Consider the following 15,661-nt stretch of genomic DNA (forward strand, 5'->3'; position numbering starts at 1 on the left):
CATGAGTCCCGTGTTGTTGGTCGCGCGCGAAGAATTGCGCTTCATGGCGCGCAACCGCTCCGCTGCCATCGGTGTAGTGTTGTTGATGTTGCTCACCCTGGTGGCGGCGTTGACCGCTGCGCACCATCAACGCGAAGTTGCCGATTTCCGTGTGCGTCAGCAACACGCCGCACAGCAGGCATTCGAAGCGCAGCCGGACCGGCATCCGCACCGCGTGGTGCATTACGGCCATTTCATCTACCGCCCGTTGCCTGCGCTGGCCGCATTCGATTCGGGCGTGGATGCGTTCACCGGCAACAGTATGTTTCTGGAAGGCCATCGCCAGAACACCGCCAACTTCGGCGATGTGCGTCAGAGCTCGTTGCTGGTGCGCTTCGGGCAGTTGACGCCTGCTTTTGTGTTGCAGGTACTGGCGCCGTTGATGCTGGTGTTTCTCGGCTATGGCGCAGTCGCGCGCGAGCAGGAAACCGGTACCTTGCGCGCGCTGTTGCTGCAGGGCGCCACGCGCCGGCAATTGCTTGGCGGCAAATATCTTGCGCTGGCGGCTGTGGCTGGCGCCTGCCTGCTGCCGGCCTTGGTCGGCCTGGCACCTATCGCGATGTTGCCGGGCCAGGCAGTGCTGGTCGCGCTGCTGGTGCTGGCCTATAGCGTGTATCTGCTGGTGTGGTGTGCGTTGGTGCTTGCGATATCGATGTTGTGCCGACGCGGCCGCGATGCGCTGCTGGTGTCGCTGGCGGTGTGGGTGTGGCTGGCCTTGCTGGTGCCGCGCGTCGCACCGGACGTGGCCAGTGCCGCCTACCGGCTGCCGACTCGATTGGCAACCGATGTGGCGATTCAGCGCGACCTGCGCACGCTCGGCGACAGTCACAACCCGGACGACCCGCACTTTGCGCAATTCAAGCAGCAGACGTTGGCCCATTACGGCGTGCAGCGCGTGGAAGACCTGCCGGTGAACTACAAGGGCTTGCTGGCGCTGGAAGGCGAGCGGCTGACCGCAAGCCTGTTCGAGCGCTATGCAGGCCGCGATGCATCCATCCAGCAGCAGCAGAATCTGCTGGTACGCGCATTTGCGTTGCTTAGCCCGACGGTGGCGCTGCGCGAGGTGTCGATGACGCTGGCAGAAACCGATCTGCGCGCGCATCTGCGGTTCCTGGCGCAGGCTGAGCAGTATCGTTACACGCTGGTGCAACAACTCAATCAGTTGCAGGCCGATGCAGTGAGTATGGCAGACGACACCGCGCAGGATGCCGGTGCCGACCGCCGTAAGCGCATTTCGTCCGAGCATTGGCACGAGATTCCAGTGTTCGCCTTCCAGCCCGCGTCCACCACCGAGGTGATCGGCACGGCAAGCGCGGCGCTTGGCCTGATCGGCGCCTGGTTGCTTGTTGCGTTCTGCATGCTGGTCGCAGCCGGGCGACGTGTGGGAGTCGCGCGCTGATGGTGCTGTGGAAATACGAACTGCTGTTGCTGCTGCGCGCACGTGCGGCGCTTGCCGGCCTGTTGTTGCTTGCCGTGCTGACCATCTGCAGCCTGTTGTCCGGCCAGCGCGTGATTGCGGCGCAACGCGACAATATCGCGAAGATTGCGGCGCTACAGCGCGAAGACAGCGCAGCGGTGGAAGACTATGTCGCGCGTTCCAACGATGCCGGCAGCGCGGCCTATTACAGCTTTTACCCCACCTGGGACACGCCATCGCCGTTAGCGTTTGCAGCGGTGGGCATGCGCGATGTTTCGCCCTACATTTTGCGCGTGCGCGCGTTGGGGCTGGAAGCGCAGATCCATGATGGCGACAGCTACAACCCCGAGCTCGCCCTGGCCGGCCGTTTCGACTATGCGTTCGTGCTGGTGTTCCTGCTACCCCTGTTCGTGATCGCATTGCTGTTCGATCTGCGTTCGGGCGAGCGAGACGCAGGCCGGGCGCGCATGCTCGCCGCACTGCCGGGCGCAGGCGCCGCGCTGCTGGTGCGGCGTGTGGTGGTTCGTGCCGCAGCGGTACTGTTGTGCTTGAGCGTGCCGTTCGTCATTTTCGCCACGCTCAATGCGGTGCCGTTGCTGCAGCTTCTGGCAGTGCTGGCGCTGGGCGCAGGCTATCTGCTGTTCTGGGTAGTGTTGTCGGTGCTGGTGGGGCGCATCCAGTGGCGGCCTGCGGCGCATGCAACCGCATTGGCCACCTGCTGGGTGGTGCTGGCGTTGGTGGCTCCTGCGCTGGCGCATGTGGCGATCAATCAGGCGGTGCCAGTCAATCAGGGCATCGAGATTGCGCGGCTGCAGCGCGAGGCGGTCAACCATGCCTGGGATATCCCGCGCCAGGACACCATGCAGGCGTTCTATGCGCGCAATCGGCAATGGGCCGATTCGGCGCCGTTGACCGCGGCATTCCACTACAAGTGGTACTTCGCATTCCATGAAAATGGCGACCAGCAGGTGGCGCCGCAGGTGGCAGCGTATCGCCATGGTCTGCAGCGTCGCCAAGCGCTGGCGCAGCGCGTGGCCAGCGTGCTGCCGCCGGTTGCGCTGCAGGCCGCGCTGACGCGCCTGGCCGACACCGATCTGCAGGCGCAGCTGGCGTATCAGGACCGCGTTCGCGCGTATCACCGGGTGCTGCGCACGTTTTACTATGGCTATCTGTTCCGCGACCGCCCGTTTACGCGCGACGACTTCGAGCGTGCGCCACGTTTCGATGCAACCGCCGATCCTGCTTCATAGCGATAGCCGCGCTTTACCTCTCGCTTCTTTTCACTTGCGATCCAGGCGTGCTGCGCCCAGGTCTTTCAGGAGTTTGCCCGATGCCCGTGTTCTCGCGCCGCCGCATGCGGCACACGCCGCCCCTGCTCAGCCTACTGGCCTGCGCCTGCAGCATTGCCTGCGGGCAGGCCGCCGAGTTGCAGGCGCCCGATCTGGACGCGGTGCAGGTGCGCAGCCTGTACACGCCGTACCGCGCACTGAGCATTACCGGTGCTACCAAGACCGATGCGCCGCTGCGTGATTTGCCGATCAGTGCGCGTGTGCTTGATCGGACCTTGCTGGACGATGCCGGCGTTACCGATCTGGCCGGTGCACTGGAACTGGCCAGCGGCATCACCAAGGCCAACAACCTGGGTGGGCTGTGGGACAGCTATTCGATGCGCGGCTTCACCGGAGACCCGAACTTCAGTTCGGACTATATGGTCAACGGCTTCAATGCCAGCCGCGGTTACAACGGCCTGCGGGATGCGGCCAACACGCAGAGCATCGAAGTCATCAAGGGGCCGGCGTCGGCCTTGTACGGCCGTGGCGAGCCGGGTGGGGCGGTCAACATCATCACCAAAAAGCCGCTGTTTCAAGCGCAGAACAGCGTGGATGTGTCGGCGGGCCGCTTCGACAATTATCGCGCCGCGGTCGACAGCACCGGCCCACTGAGCGAGAGCCTCGCGTACCGCTTGAACGTGATGCACAAGGATCAGCACAGCTTTCGCGACACCGTCGACAGCGATAACACCTTGCTGGCGCCGTCGCTGTTGTGGATGCCGACACCCGAGACCACGGTGTCGTATGAACTGGAAGCCGTGCGGATCCATGCGCCGTTCGATCGTGGCGTGACTGCCATCGACGGCGATGCCAACCGGCTGCCGGCGTCGCGTTTTCTGGGCGAGCCGCGCGATGGCGATATCGACCTGCATTCCACCGGACACCAGCTGTTCGTGGTGCATGGTTTGAATCAGACATGGTCGTTGCAGGGTGGGGCGACCTACCGCGATAGCGGCATGCACGGGTTTTCCACCGAACCCTGGACGCTGCAAGCCGACCAGCGCACCTTGCGCCGCGAACGCCGGTATCGTGATTACCAGGGCCGCGATATCGCCGCGCGTGCAGAACTGCTTGGCAGCCTGCAGGCGGGTAGGGTCACGCATAACGTGTTGTTCGGCATCGACGGCAACCGTTTCGACGACAGCCGCTTTCAGCAACGCGCCCGTTCTGCGGCCACGCCATACAGCATCGACGTGCTGGCGCCGCGTTACGGCGTGGCACAGCCGGGGCGGCTGGCCACCATCACCGATACCGATGAGCGCCAACAGGTGTGGGGCGTATACGCGCAGGATCAGATCGATCTGGGCGCGCGCTGGAAAGCCTTGCTCGGCCTGCGCTACGACCACTACCAGCAAGACCTGGACAATCGCTTGCGCGGCACGACCCAGCGCGCATCCGACGGCGTGGTGAGCCCGCGTGCAGGTCTGACTTTCCATGTCGACGATGCGCTTTCGCTGTATGCGAGTGCGGCAGCGGGCTTTCGCCCCAACAGCGGTGTCGGCGCCAACGGGCAAAGCTTTGCACCGGAAAAGAGCCGCTCGCTGGAGACAGGCTTGAAATACGTGCAGCCCGGCGATGGCCTGGAAGCCACGCTGGCCGCGTTCCGCATCGATAAGAAAAACGTGTTGAGCCTGGACCCGGCCGACACCAGTTTTTCGCTTCCGGTGGGCGAAATGCGCAGCCAAGGCGTGGAGCTGGATCTGCTCGGGCGATTAACCCCGCATCTGGCCGCATCGGTGGGCCTGGCTTACACCGATTCACACGTCACGCGCAGCAGCGCGGCTGCCGCCGGCACCGGACTGGCCGAGGGGCGGCGATTTCCGAATGTGCCGCGTTTCAGCGGTAACGCATTCTTGAACTACGAGCAGCCATTGACGGGCAAGCGTAGCGCGGCGATAGGGCTGGGCGTGTCGCACACCGGCGAACGACTAGGCTCGGTGGATAGCAATACCGATTTTGTGTTGCCGGCATACACCGTGTGGCGCGTGGTCGGCCATTACGATGTGAGCGACCGGCTACGCCTGTATGCCAAGGTCGAGAACCTCACCGACCGCCGCTACGCTGCATTTTCGTACAGCGAGCAGTGGGTGTATCCCGGAGCGCCGCGGAGTTGGACGGTGGGTGCGCATTTGCGGTTCTGATTGAGGTTCCAGCGCAAGCAGAACCGGCGATCGACACCTGAGCCACTGCGGGGGATGCAGGCGGTAGTGATGGCAACGATGCTCGGGCCGAGGGCGTGCGGCACTCAAGGTTATCGCTGCGCGCCGTTCGCTGGTTCCATGAACTCGTCCGTGCGTCCGTGCGTCCGTGCGTCCCTGCGTCCGTGCGTAATCGCAGTTGCAGTTGCGATAGCAATTGCAATTGCACATTGATTCAAACGCAGCAGACGTTGCCGCAGCACAGACGCGCAAGCAAGGTCATGCTCAACACGCTGGTGTCCAGCCAAGCCCTGTGCCGAGATGCAGCTTTGAAAACAGGCTGCCTTGCGCGTATGCCCGATATGCAGTGTGCCGTTCTAACCGCGTCGCTTCGAGGGGCTTTTGTTGCGTTTCTTGCCAGAGGTCACCGGCACGGCCTCTTGGTTGGCCAACGCGCCGCCGGTATGCAGCTGCTCCAGCCACGACAACGCGTCGACATAGCCCAGGAAATGCTGCAAATAGCCGGGCGAACACTCACGCATCAGCGTGATGCAGCGGTGCACCAGTACGCTGGAATTGAGTGGGCCGGCATCCTTGGGGGCATCCTGCAGCGACTGTCGCACCTGGCTGGCGGTGCGCACGGTGGTCCAGGTGCGGCGGAAATCGTCCAGTGCCGGCAGCTCCGGAAACAGCATGGCATCTGCGCTGGCGGTCTTGCGGCTGTCCACTTCCATCAATGCCGCATGCCCGGCCATCTGCGCGGTGAGTGCACCCAATGCGCTGGCCTGCGACGACGCTGGCGTTGGCGCCGCCGCCGCACCCCTGCCGGCACGGCGAGGCGTTGTCTGCTGCAGTGCTGCCGCATAACCATCGACTAACGCGCCGAGCTTGTGCTCCAGCACCTCTCGCACTGCATCGGCCTGCGCATCGGCACGCGCTGCCAAGGATTCCATCAGATGGAATCGCACCGGATCCAGCTGATCGGCGCCCTGGCTGCGCCAGCGCTCCAGTTGGGTGCGTGCGGAGAGTGCTGATTTGCTCATCGCGGTGCAGCGGTTGCTGCGGGCCGAGTCGATGCCCCTTTGCGCGACGATGACGGACGCGCGATCGGTGCGATCTCCACGCGTCGGTTCTTTGCGCGGCGGGCTTCGTCGGCGTTGGAATCTACCGGTTGCTGCGAGCCGAATGCGGCCGCAAACACAGATGATGCGGGTACGCCTTCGGCGATCAAGGCACGCGTCACCGTGAGCGCGCGTTGCGCGGACAATTCCCAGTTGTCGGCGTAGCGACGGTTGCCGCCCAGCACCGGGCGGTCGTCGGTAAAGCCGCTGACCATCAGGATCTCTTCGCGCGCGCGCAGGTATTGCGCCAATGGCGCGGCGAGCGACTTCAACACCTCGCGTCCTTCGGGCTGCAGTTCATCGGAGTTGAACGCGAACAGCACATTGCCGCGAATGCCGATACGGCCATCGACCAGGGTCACGCGGCCGGCGGCCAGCGGTGCGGCCAGTGCCTGTTCCAGCGTCTGGCGACGTTGCGCTTCGGCCTGACGTTGTTTGACGGCTTCGTCCAGGCGGCTAGACAGCTGCAACTGCACACCGATCACGCCGACCAGGATCAGCATGAACGCGCCAAGCAAAACCGACATCAGGTCGCCGAACGCTGCCCAGATGGGGGTGCCCAGCTCGCCGTCGTTTTCGATCTCGTCGCTCATGCTGTTTCTGCTTCGCCGGTCTCGCTACGTCCGCGATCGAGCTGGCGCAGTTCTTCGATGATTTGCTTCTGCGACAGCATGCTGAGGTCGACCACTTCGCGCGCCTGCGCAACGTAATAGGCAAGCTGCTCGTCGCTGCGTGCCAGCGACGCATCCAATGCAGTGGCGACATGCTGTAGCCGCTCGTTGAGCTCGCTGGTGGTGCCACTGAAGAGCTGCACCGCCATGCCGAAGGCTTCGCCCAGGCTGGCGACTTCCACCGCACTGCCGCTGACATGTGCGGCCACCGCGCCGAGCTTGCCGGTTTCGCTGCCGATCTGCTCGGTGAGCTGGTTGCCCACGCGCTGCAGTAGGTCGGCCGAGGTGGTGACCAATGCATCCACCGCTTCGCGTTGCTCGGTCGAGGCGTGATTGACCGCGTTGAGCAAGGTGTCCAAGGTCGCAAGCAGCTTGCTGCGTTCTTCCAACATGGCGGCGTCGCGCACCATGCTTTCGGACAGGCTTTGGCGTAGCTCGGCGACGACGTCGGCTGCGGCTTTCGGCGCTTCGGAGGCGATCTGCATCAGGCGCGACACTTCGGTGATCGTCGCGCTGGCCTGTGCCTGCGCCTGCGTCGACAGCTCGCTGGCGGTGCGGGCCAGGGTGTCGCAGATGGCTTGCTGTTGCTGGGCGACGCGCTCGCCGGTCTGTTCCCACTGTGTGGTCAAGGCGGTGCTCATCGCGCCGAAGCGCTCGCTCCACAACGCCAGGCGCTCGGTGTCACGGGTTTCCAAGGCCGTCTGCAGGTCGGTGTGCGATTGCTGCAAGGTGCCGACCAGGGCCGCCGCATGCGCGTCGAAGCTGGCGGTGGCCGCGGCCAGTGCGCTGTGGTGTTGGCTGGACAACGTCGCGCTGGCCTGTTGTTGCTGGGCCAGTGCATCGCTCCACGCGCTGGCGGTGTCGCTGCTGGATTGTTCCATGCGCTGTGAGACCGCATCCACCAACGCGGTGGAACGTGCCTCGAAGGTGCTGGCGAATTGCGTGAGCGTGTTTTGCAAGTCCTGGGTGAGCGCGTGATTGGCGCGCTGCTGTTCGGTCACCGCGGTCGTCCAGGTTGCCGCTGCAGTGGCGGTGCTGGTTTCGAAGCCGCTGCTCAACCCGTCCAGCTGCTGCTGCACGGCCTGCTGCACGCTGTCGTGCAATGCACTGGTTTGCTGCGCCAGTTGCTCGAGGGTGGCGTGCAGTTGTGTACTGAGCGCTTCGGTGGCGCGTTGCTGTTCGGCAAGCACGGCGGCCCAGGTGTCGGCAGTGGCCGCGGTGCTGCGGGCAACGCCATCGTTGAGTGCGCTCAATTGCTGCTGCACGGCCTGGGTGACGCTGTCCTGCACGGCAACGCTGCGCTGGTCGATCTGTTCCAGCATGCTCTGCAACTGCTCGGTCAATGTGTGCTGCGTGCGTTCCTGCGCGGCCAACGCCACCTGCCAGTGTTCGGCGGCCGTGCGTGCGCTCTGCTCGATGGCTGCACTCACCCCGTGCAACTGCTGTTGCACGGCGCTGCCCACGCCCTCCTGCAAGGCAACACTGTGCCCGGCAATCTGTTCCAGCGTGGTCTGCAGCTGCACGTTGTGGGTCTGCTGGGTGCGCTCCTGCGCAGCCAGTGCCATGCTCCAGTGCTCGGCTGCAGTGCTGGCGCTGGTCTGGAAGCCGTGGGTGATGCTGTCCAACTGTTGCTGTACGGCTAGGGTGACGTGCGCCTGCAATGCGGCGGTGTCGCGCGCGATGCTGGTCATGGTGGCTTCCATCGCCGGCTGCAACGCCGCACCGACGGCACGTGCGCTTTCGGCGACACCGGCCTGAAGCGATTGCTCCAGTGCGGTGGCCAGCCGCGCATACGCCGCTTCGCTTTTTGCGTGAAAGTCCGCCTGCTGTGCGGCCAGGCGTTCTTCGGCAGCAATGCTGTGCTGCTCGATGTCGTGCATCAGCGCCTGCAGCCGGTCGATCAAGGCCGGCATCAAGGCGCTTTGCTGCTGCTGCAGCTTGAACGCTTCGCCACGTTGATGCGCATCCGAATGCGGATGCAGCTCGGAGGCGATTTTCAGATCCAGCCGCTGCACCGCCTGCAGGCGCTCGCGCCGGCACAGTGCCGACAGCAGACCCAGCATGGCCGATGTCGCCACGCCGGCAATCGAGGTGCCGAATGCAAATGCCAGGCCTTCCACCGGTGCGGCGAGCGAGCCGCGGATGGCCTGCAGGTCGGTGGCGCTCTGCAATGCAAAACCGGTACCCTTGAGCGTGGCCATCATGCCGAGCAGCGTTCCGAGCATGCCGAGCAACACCAGCAAGCCGACCAGATACGGCGTCAGCGCCGGTGCCGGCAACGCGACGCGCTCGCCCTTGATGCGCAGGCGCACGGCATTGCGCAGGCTCGGGTGAACCGCCTGCAGCCATTCGCTTAGTGCCGAAGGTGCAGTGATCAGTCCGTCGACTGCCGCTTCCAGCGTCGCAGTGGCCTGGCGGTAGCGATACAGCTCCAGCGCGCCGGCCACATAACAAGCGCCGATCACCGCCACGACGCAGGCGCCGAGCGGGTTGGAGCCGAGATAACCGATGCCGACCCAGCAAACAGCCAACAGGCCGACGAGAAACACACACACGTGTACGAGAGTTCTGAACATGACGTCCCAGTTAGCGGGTACGAAGCGCTGCAAGCAGGCCTTCGATCGGGTGAAAACGAACATCCAGTTCGGCGAGCAACACGCTCTGCATGTCTTTGCGAAAGACATCCAGCCAGCCATCGGACACCGCGCGTGGGGCGGCATCGTCATCGGCTGGCGGGTTGTGCGCCTGCGCCGCATCGCGCAAGCGTTCGAAATGTGCGCCGAGCAGGCTCGGCACGGTGTTCAACAAGTTCTGCTCGCGCGGGCTCAGGGTCAGCTCCATCACCGCGTCCACTTCGGCCAGCCGAGCCATGTCAGTGGAGGCCACTGCAAGCAGATCACGCAGGCGCCCGCGCAAATCGCCGGTGGCGGTGCGCATGGCGCGTTGCATGGCCAGGTAATGCTGGCGGAACGGCGCGTAGTCGGGCGAAGCGGCGGGTGCATCTGCGCCTACGGCATTGCGGGTCTCAGCACGCACGCGCACAACCAGCGCGTCCAACTCGGCCACGCTGCTGGTGGCCAGCCCGTTGCGCACGCGTGCGCAAGCCTGCGCATCGAGCGGGCGCAGTTCGGGCAGGTCGTCGGTGTCGGGGAGCTTGCCGTCTAGCGCCTTGGACACAGCAACCGCCCGTGTCCAATCGATCCACTGGCTCAGCCTGTCGGCCAGCACGTGGTTGGATTGGGCGATGTGCCCATCGCTGAGGCGAGCAAGCAGGCGAATGAACGCCGGGCCCGACAAGGGCGCCCGTGGAGAAACTTTCGCCATTCTTCCGTTCAAAACCGGGCATTTTACACGGGAATGCGCACAGCTCGGCCTGGTGTGCGGCAGCTGCCGACAAACCGCAGGGTCCATCTGTGGTGGCATTCAGCCGAGCTGGTGTGGGGCGGCGAGCGGACATGTGGCGGCCGGCTCGCCGCCTGCGCGACACTCAGCCGGCCCGCACAGGCGGTGGTATAAGCAGCCCCAACCGCAAGGCGCCGCGGCAAGCGCCTGTGAGCTCCGTAACCAATTCAGGTTCAGATGCGCCGCCGTCTGGCTGACCCGGTTTTGTAAGGTGAACGGGTATAAGCTGCGGTCCGGGAAATCCCAATGAGGTAACACAATGGACCGCTCCGACATACAACTGTCCGATCTGCTGGTCTTGGAGCTGCAAGGGTTCCACGATGCCTATGGCAATGGGCCGGACTTCTGGGACGCATATCAACGCATCATGGGCATCGCGGCGCAGGCCGGCGGCAACATGATCGCACTGGCCAACGAAATGGCCTCTCTGGCGCAACGGCTTGGCGCGATCAAGCGCGCAGAGCTGCTGTCACCGTCGATTCCTTCGCGAGATGGCTGCGCCTACACCGAAGCATGACGTTTGAGTTCTGGCTGCTGCGGTAGTGGCGTGCTCGTGCAGGTGCCTGCAGGGTGACGCAGATCAGCAGCTGCCGTCGTCGCGTTGTTGTGGTGATCGCCGTGCCTCTCGGATCTGCTCTGCGATCGCGGCGGGATGCGACTACGTGGCCGAGATGCACCCGGTGACGCAGCACGTGATGCGCCGTATCGATCTGAATGCAGCGGCAATACGGGGCAGATGGCCAATCGCCAACGTCCCTGTAAGGCAGGCATTCGACCAATTGATCTTGGCGCTGCATGGGCGCTGCGATCCCTGCAGTCGCCCAGCCGGTTTTGTGCTGCAGATGGTGCAGCTGAAGCGACCGGCGCAGCACGCCTGCTACCCCTGCGCTGCTTACTTGGCGTCGGCTTCGACGGCCGGTTTGATTGCAGCTGCCGGCGCAGAGTCTGGCGCGTCGCGCTTTTTTTCGCGACGCAGCGGTGTATCGCCTAATCGTTCGATTGCGCCACCGGATTGCTGAAACGCTGCCAGATCGGCGGCTAAACGCTGTTCCGACAAGCGCGGCTTGCCTGGCTGGTTACTGACGGTCATCGACTGGCGGCGGGAATTATTCATCGCGAATCCTCATGCGTTGTACAGCGTCAAGGGAATGCCCCGGCGGCGTTGGTCGTCGTAGGTGGCACGCACGTCGCGGCAATACGGGCCGGACATGACGAAACGCCGACAGATCGCCGGCCGCGTCTCGTAGATCGAGCAACACATGCGCGCAGCGTCGATGGCCACGCACCAGCCTTCCTCGTCGCGCGCCATCACGTGCCAGCCCTGTGGCGTCACGCTGGTGAGATGCTGTGGAATGCGGTCGGATGGATCGACCATGACGGTGAGCCGGCAACAGACGGCGTCGCAGCGTTCGCAGAGATTGTCGATGGAAAAGGCCAGATAGAATGAGGGCGACACCGGTTCCGGCCGCCTATGCACCATACACCCTGGACGCGTCAGGGTGTGAACCGACGCCGCGCAGCAGCAGGTGTGCTGGGCAACTGGATGGTCCGCGCTGTTGGGAGCCGGAATTTCCAGGCCATTGCTGCCTGCGGCAAGCAACATACCTGCAGGTGGCCGTCCGTGTGGAAGCACAGGCCAGCAACGCTGCGGCGTTTGTCCGAGATGGCCGCCTGGCTGTGCCGCATCCGGCGGTAATGCCTCGCCGCAGCGGTTGCAGTGCGTGTGGTGCATCACGTTGCCTTTGTCGTTGATGCGCGAAGACGCTTTCACCTGTGCCAACACGGCGCGCCGTAGCGTGGACATCCGCATCACTTATCAGGAAAGCGCAATGCGTACATCCGACCGGATTCCAACCACGCACGATCAAGCCACCGGTCACGATCAGGCGCAGCACGACAGGAAAAAGCAAGACGCGCTGCAAGACGAAGCGGTGGAAGAAACCTTCCCGGCCAGTGATCCTGTATCGCCCTTCGTGCCGGCCAAAGCGCTGGATTGAGCCTGTTCGGCAGCGCGCAACCGCAGCACAGAACAGAAACGCAGACGGCGCACTCGATGACCGCGCCGTCTGCATCTGCAACATCGCTGCGCTTACGGCGTGAGCACGACCTTGCGGCAATCGTCCTGTTTCTTTTCGAATAGTTCGTAGCCACGCGCTGCGTCAGCCAGCGGCATGCGGTGCGAAATAATCGAGCTCGGCTTGAGCTGACCATTGCCGATGCATTCCAGTAGATGCGGCATATGCTTTTGCACATGCGTCTGGCCCATCTTGAAGCTCAGGCCCTTGTCGAACGCATCGCCAAACATGAAGGCGTGGATGAAACCGGCATACACGCCCGGCACGCTCACCACACCGCAGCGACGGGTCGCGGCAATGCATTGCCGGATCGCAACGCCGCTGCTGCCTTCCAGCTTCAAATTGGTGAGCGCTGTTTCGATTGCGCTGCCTTCGGCTTCGAAGCCGACTGCCTCAATGCTGGCGTCCACGCCGCGGCCATCGGTTTGCGAGACGATCACATCGGCCGGATCGTCGATGTCGTCGAAGTTGATCGGAATCACGCCATAGGTCTTGGATGCGAAGTCGAGCCGATACGCGTGTCGGTCGACCATGAAGATACGTTCGGCCCCCAGCATGCGGCAACACGCTGCGGCCATCAGGCCGACCGGGCCTGCGCCGAAGATGGCAACGGTAGAACCCTGTTTGACGCCGGCATCGATCACCGCCTGGTAGCCAGTCGGCAGGATGTCGGACAAGAACAGCACCTGCTCGTCGTGCAAGGCATCCGGTATCACCAGTGGGCCGACATTGGCCTTGGGCACGCGCACATACTCGGCTTGGCCACCGGATAAACCACCGTACAAATGGCTGAAACCAAACAGCGCCGCAGGCGGGCGCATGTCCTTGTGATTGAGCGCAGCACCCTTGCCGGTATTGGTGGTTTCGCAGGCCGAAAATTCCTGCAGAACGCAATGGAAACAGCGCCCGCAGGCGACTACGAATGGAATGACCACGCGGTCGCCGGGTTTGACTGCCGTGACATCCGGGCCAACCTCTTCGACGATGCCCATGAATTCGTGGCCAAGGATGTCACCGGGACGCAGGTCGGGAATCTTGCCGCGGTACAGATGCAAATCCGAACCGCAAATGGCGGTGGCGGTAACGCGCAGGATCAGGTCGTCGCGTTCGACCAATAATGGATCGGGTACGGTTTCGACGCGCACATCGTGTGCGCCGTGGTAATTGAGGGCAAGCATATCTATTGTCTCCTGTAGACGTGAGGACGCGGCAACGACCTTTAGTGTTTGTGCGATCGCGTTAAGCCTGTCAGCACGGCACGTGGGCGCGGTGTGCACGCGCTCGCTCACCGACGCCCCGTTGATGCGCAGGTCACGTCTGGATAACTCCCGCGCTCGCAGGCTCATTCGACGTGCTGGGAACGCGGGCATTTAGCTGGCGCAAACCATGCGAACTCGACAATCACCGACCAAGCGCGAGGAAAGCGCGCGATCAACAGGAGACAGCAATGGGAATTTTCAAGATGGTGACTGCAGGCGCAGTGGGCTACGTCGCGTACAAGGCTTGGCAGCGTCGTCAGGGCCTGGCAAGCGATGCACAGGGCCGGCAGCAACATGCAGTAGCGGTGGTCGGTGCAACGCCACCGCACGGCGATCCGTTGCGCGACAGCGTGGACGACTCGCGCGACCGCAAGCACGCGCTGGGTGCGCTAGCCGTGTTCAATGAGAACGAGCGCACGCTCGCGCAGCTGGCGGTGGTGAAGGGAGTGGAAGGAGAGGTGCTTGCGTTCGCGCGCAAGATGGATGAGGCCCATGGTGCCGCGCTGACCGACCTTAGCCGTTTTGCTCCGGACCGTAATGGCACGCTTGCTCCCGCCGCCGCCGCAGGCGCAGAGGATGCGCGCAAACGTCTGCAAGATCTGCACGGGCAGCAGTTCGCATCGCAGTATCTGCAGTCCAGCGTGGAAAGCCACCAGCAGGCCTTGGCCTTGCTCGACACGCAGCTGAGCAGCGAGCCGGGCTCCAGCGACCTGGGCAAGGAGTTGCAGCGCGCACGCGAAACCATTGCCGAGCATCTGGAACACGCCAGGGCGCTGCGCGCCAAGCAAGGCCAGCCGCACTGATCGCGCGTCATGTCGGAGATCTGAACGATGGCGCAGCCTGCTATAAACGCGCTACCCGTACGCGCTGCGCAGATTCGGCAACGTGACCACTACGTTGCATGATGAACGACAACCGTGTTGAGTGATGTACGCGAGAACCAAGACAGGCAGCGAACGTTGCCTGTTTTTGGGTGAAAACCTGGCGAAATTACACGGTGGAGCTGTTCTTCACAGACGTCGAGCACAGCATGTTGCGTCTGCTTGCTCACCCGACACGCAACTGCGCTTGTACTGCTATGTAAGCAAGAGAAGGCGGCACCAACCATGCTCGTGATCGTCAAAGGTTAGACGCGCGAAGCAAAAAGCCCGCATCGCTCCAGAAGCGACACGGGCCTGGTAACAGTGCGGCGGCGTTACAGCGTCACCGCGCCACCAGAGATCGTCAGCAAGGTGCCCGAGGTGTAACTAGCCGTATCGGCTGCCAGCATGACGTAAGCCGATGCCAGTTCAACTGGCTGACCAGGGCGCCCCATCGGCGTTTGCGAGCCGAAGTTCTCAACCGACTCTTCATCCATGCCGGAGGGGATGAAAGGTGTCCAGATCGGACCAGGCAGCACCGCATTGACGCGGATGTTCTTCTCCGCCAACACGCCTGCCAGGCCGATGGTGAGGTTGGCCAGCGCGCCCTTGGTTGCGGCGTAGGGCAGGATATTCGGAGTGGGCTTCTTCGACTGCACCGAGGCGGTGTTGATAATGGATCCGCCGTCTGTCATCAATGGCACCGACAAGCGCACCAGGTTGAAGGCCGCATGCACGTTGGTGTCGAACGTTTTGCGCCACTCGTCCAGGGTGATGTCGTCGAAACTTTCGAAATACTTCTGGTAACCGGCGTTATTGACCAAAATATCCAGTCCGCCCAGTGTGCTATTGACCTTGTCGATCAAGGTTGCTGCCTGACCGGGATCGCTGATGTCGCAGCCCACCAACAGTGCCTTGACGCCGGCCTTTTCGATCAATGCGCCAATCTGCGCTGCATCTTCTTGCTCGTCAGGTAAATAGGCAATTGCCACATCGGCGCCTTCCCGTGCATAGGCAATGGCAACCGCGGCGCCAATGCCGCTGTCGCCGCCCGTGATCAATGCGCGCTTGCCCTTCAACTGGCCGTGGCCCACATAGCTATCCTCACCATGATCCGGGCGCGGTTCCATTCTTTTGGTGCGGCCGGGAAAGCTTTGTTGCTGCGGCTTGAATGGCGGGCGTGGATAGTTGGGTACAGGCATTGTTGTCTCCTGACGGTAGGATCGTTGATGAACATCAGTGTGGTCACGCAAACGTAAACATCCGGGCTAAGCGATGTCGGCGTCGCGTGTGTGCCATATCGCGGCATGCCCGCTGCATCCATCTCATCGAGGATGTGGGTGCGAGC

The 15,661-nt window shown here is 63.4% G+C and carries 14 protein-coding genes; 6 read left to right on the forward strand and 8 right to left on the reverse strand.

The genetic code is table 11. The features are described 5' to 3' along the window. Position 1: 1 nt before the first annotated feature. The 3 genes from M0D43_RS14170 to M0D43_RS14180 all read left to right on the forward strand — a co-directional run bounded on the left by M0D43_RS14170 (position 2) and on the right by M0D43_RS14180 (position 4,928). On the forward strand, positions 2–1,438 hold the full coding sequence (locus M0D43_RS14170) for an ABC transporter permease (RefSeq protein WP_252161904.1): 1,437 nt from the start codon (positions 2–4) through the stop codon (positions 1,436–1,438). After that, positions 1,438–2,706 carry a DUF3526 domain-containing protein gene (locus tag M0D43_RS14175; protein WP_252161905.1) on the forward strand — a complete coding sequence of 423 codons (1,269 nt, stop codon included), beginning with the start codon at positions 1,438–1,440 and terminating at the stop codon, positions 2,704–2,706. Before M0D43_RS14170 ends, M0D43_RS14175 begins: the two co-directional genes overlap by 1 nt. A gap of 80 nt (positions 2,707–2,786) precedes the next feature. Next, positions 2,787–4,928: a TonB-dependent siderophore receptor gene (locus tag M0D43_RS14180; RefSeq protein WP_252161906.1), complete on the forward strand. Its 2,142-nt coding sequence runs from the start codon at positions 2,787–2,789 to the stop codon at positions 4,926–4,928. A 374-nt stretch (positions 4,929–5,302) separates the two neighbouring features. Here M0D43_RS14180 and M0D43_RS14185 read toward each other — a convergent pair whose 3' ends face one another. The 4 genes from M0D43_RS14185 to M0D43_RS14200 are packed head-to-tail and all read right to left on the reverse strand — an operon-like array spanning position 5,303 to position 10,041. Next, positions 5,303–5,968, reverse strand: a complete 666-nt coding sequence (locus tag M0D43_RS14185; protein ID WP_252161907.1) for a DUF2894 domain-containing protein — start codon at positions 5,966–5,968, stop codon at positions 5,303–5,305. Continuing rightward, on the reverse strand, positions 5,965–6,639 hold the full coding sequence (locus tag M0D43_RS14190; protein WP_252161908.1) for an OmpA family protein: 675 nt from the start codon (positions 6,637–6,639) through the stop codon (positions 5,965–5,967). Before M0D43_RS14190 ends, M0D43_RS14185 begins: the two co-directional genes overlap by 4 nt. After that, complete coding sequence (locus tag M0D43_RS14195; protein ID WP_252161909.1) at positions 6,636–9,293, reverse strand: DUF802 domain-containing protein; 2,658 nt, start codon at positions 9,291–9,293, stop codon at positions 6,636–6,638. Before M0D43_RS14195 ends, M0D43_RS14190 begins: the two co-directional genes overlap by 4 nt. A gap of 10 nt (positions 9,294–9,303) precedes the next feature. Then, entirely contained in the window at positions 9,304–10,041 is a 738-nt protein-coding gene (locus M0D43_RS14200; RefSeq protein WP_252161910.1) for a DUF3348 domain-containing protein, read from the reverse strand. 337 nt (positions 10,042–10,378) lie between these two features. Here M0D43_RS14200 and M0D43_RS14205 point away from each other — a divergent pair, with 337 nt between their 5' ends. Then, positions 10,379–10,636, forward strand: a complete 258-nt coding sequence (locus tag M0D43_RS14205) for a hypothetical protein (protein WP_252161911.1) — start codon at positions 10,379–10,381, stop codon at positions 10,634–10,636. 375 nt (positions 10,637–11,011) lie between these two features. Here the strand turns inward: M0D43_RS14205 and M0D43_RS14210 are convergent, their stop codons facing one another. Together M0D43_RS14210 and M0D43_RS14215 are read right to left on the reverse strand one after the other, a co-directional pair. Beyond that, the gene (locus M0D43_RS14210) at positions 11,012–11,233 is read right to left on the reverse strand and encodes a hypothetical protein (RefSeq protein ID WP_252161912.1); all 222 of its coding nucleotides are present in this window, start codon (positions 11,231–11,233) and stop codon (positions 11,012–11,014) included. A 9-nt stretch (positions 11,234–11,242) separates the two neighbouring features. Next, positions 11,243–11,599 (reverse strand): YkgJ family cysteine cluster protein, encoded by a 357-nt coding sequence (locus M0D43_RS14215; RefSeq protein ID WP_313905078.1) that lies wholly within the window; start codon positions 11,597–11,599, stop codon positions 11,243–11,245. A 316-nt stretch (positions 11,600–11,915) separates the two neighbouring features. Between M0D43_RS14215 and M0D43_RS14220 the strand changes: the two genes are divergently transcribed. After that, on the forward strand, positions 11,916–12,116 hold the full coding sequence (locus tag M0D43_RS14220) for a hypothetical protein (RefSeq protein WP_252165170.1): 201 nt from the start codon (positions 11,916–11,918) through the stop codon (positions 12,114–12,116). 92 nt (positions 12,117–12,208) lie between these two features. Here M0D43_RS14220 and M0D43_RS14225 read toward each other — a convergent pair whose 3' ends face one another. Beyond that, a complete protein-coding gene (locus M0D43_RS14225; RefSeq protein WP_252161913.1) occupies positions 12,209–13,372 on the reverse strand; it encodes a zinc-dependent alcohol dehydrogenase in 1,164 nt (387 codons plus the stop codon). A gap of 269 nt (positions 13,373–13,641) precedes the next feature. Between M0D43_RS14225 and M0D43_RS14230 the strand changes: the two genes are divergently transcribed. Next, the gene (locus M0D43_RS14230) at positions 13,642–14,256 is read left to right on the forward strand and encodes a DUF4142 domain-containing protein (RefSeq protein WP_260807282.1); all 615 of its coding nucleotides are present in this window, start codon (positions 13,642–13,644) and stop codon (positions 14,254–14,256) included. 392 nt (positions 14,257–14,648) lie between these two features. Here M0D43_RS14230 and M0D43_RS14235 read toward each other — a convergent pair whose 3' ends face one another. Next, positions 14,649–15,515: an SDR family oxidoreductase gene (locus M0D43_RS14235; RefSeq protein ID WP_260808275.1), complete on the reverse strand. Its 867-nt coding sequence runs from the start codon at positions 15,513–15,515 to the stop codon at positions 14,649–14,651. Positions 15,516–15,661 lie beyond the last annotated feature (146 nt).

Origin of the sequence: Xanthomonas prunicola (assembly GCF_025266575.1) — a bacterium.
In the GTDB taxonomy this organism is placed as follows: domain Bacteria; phylum Pseudomonadota; class Gammaproteobacteria; order Xanthomonadales; family Xanthomonadaceae; genus Xanthomonas; species Xanthomonas prunicola.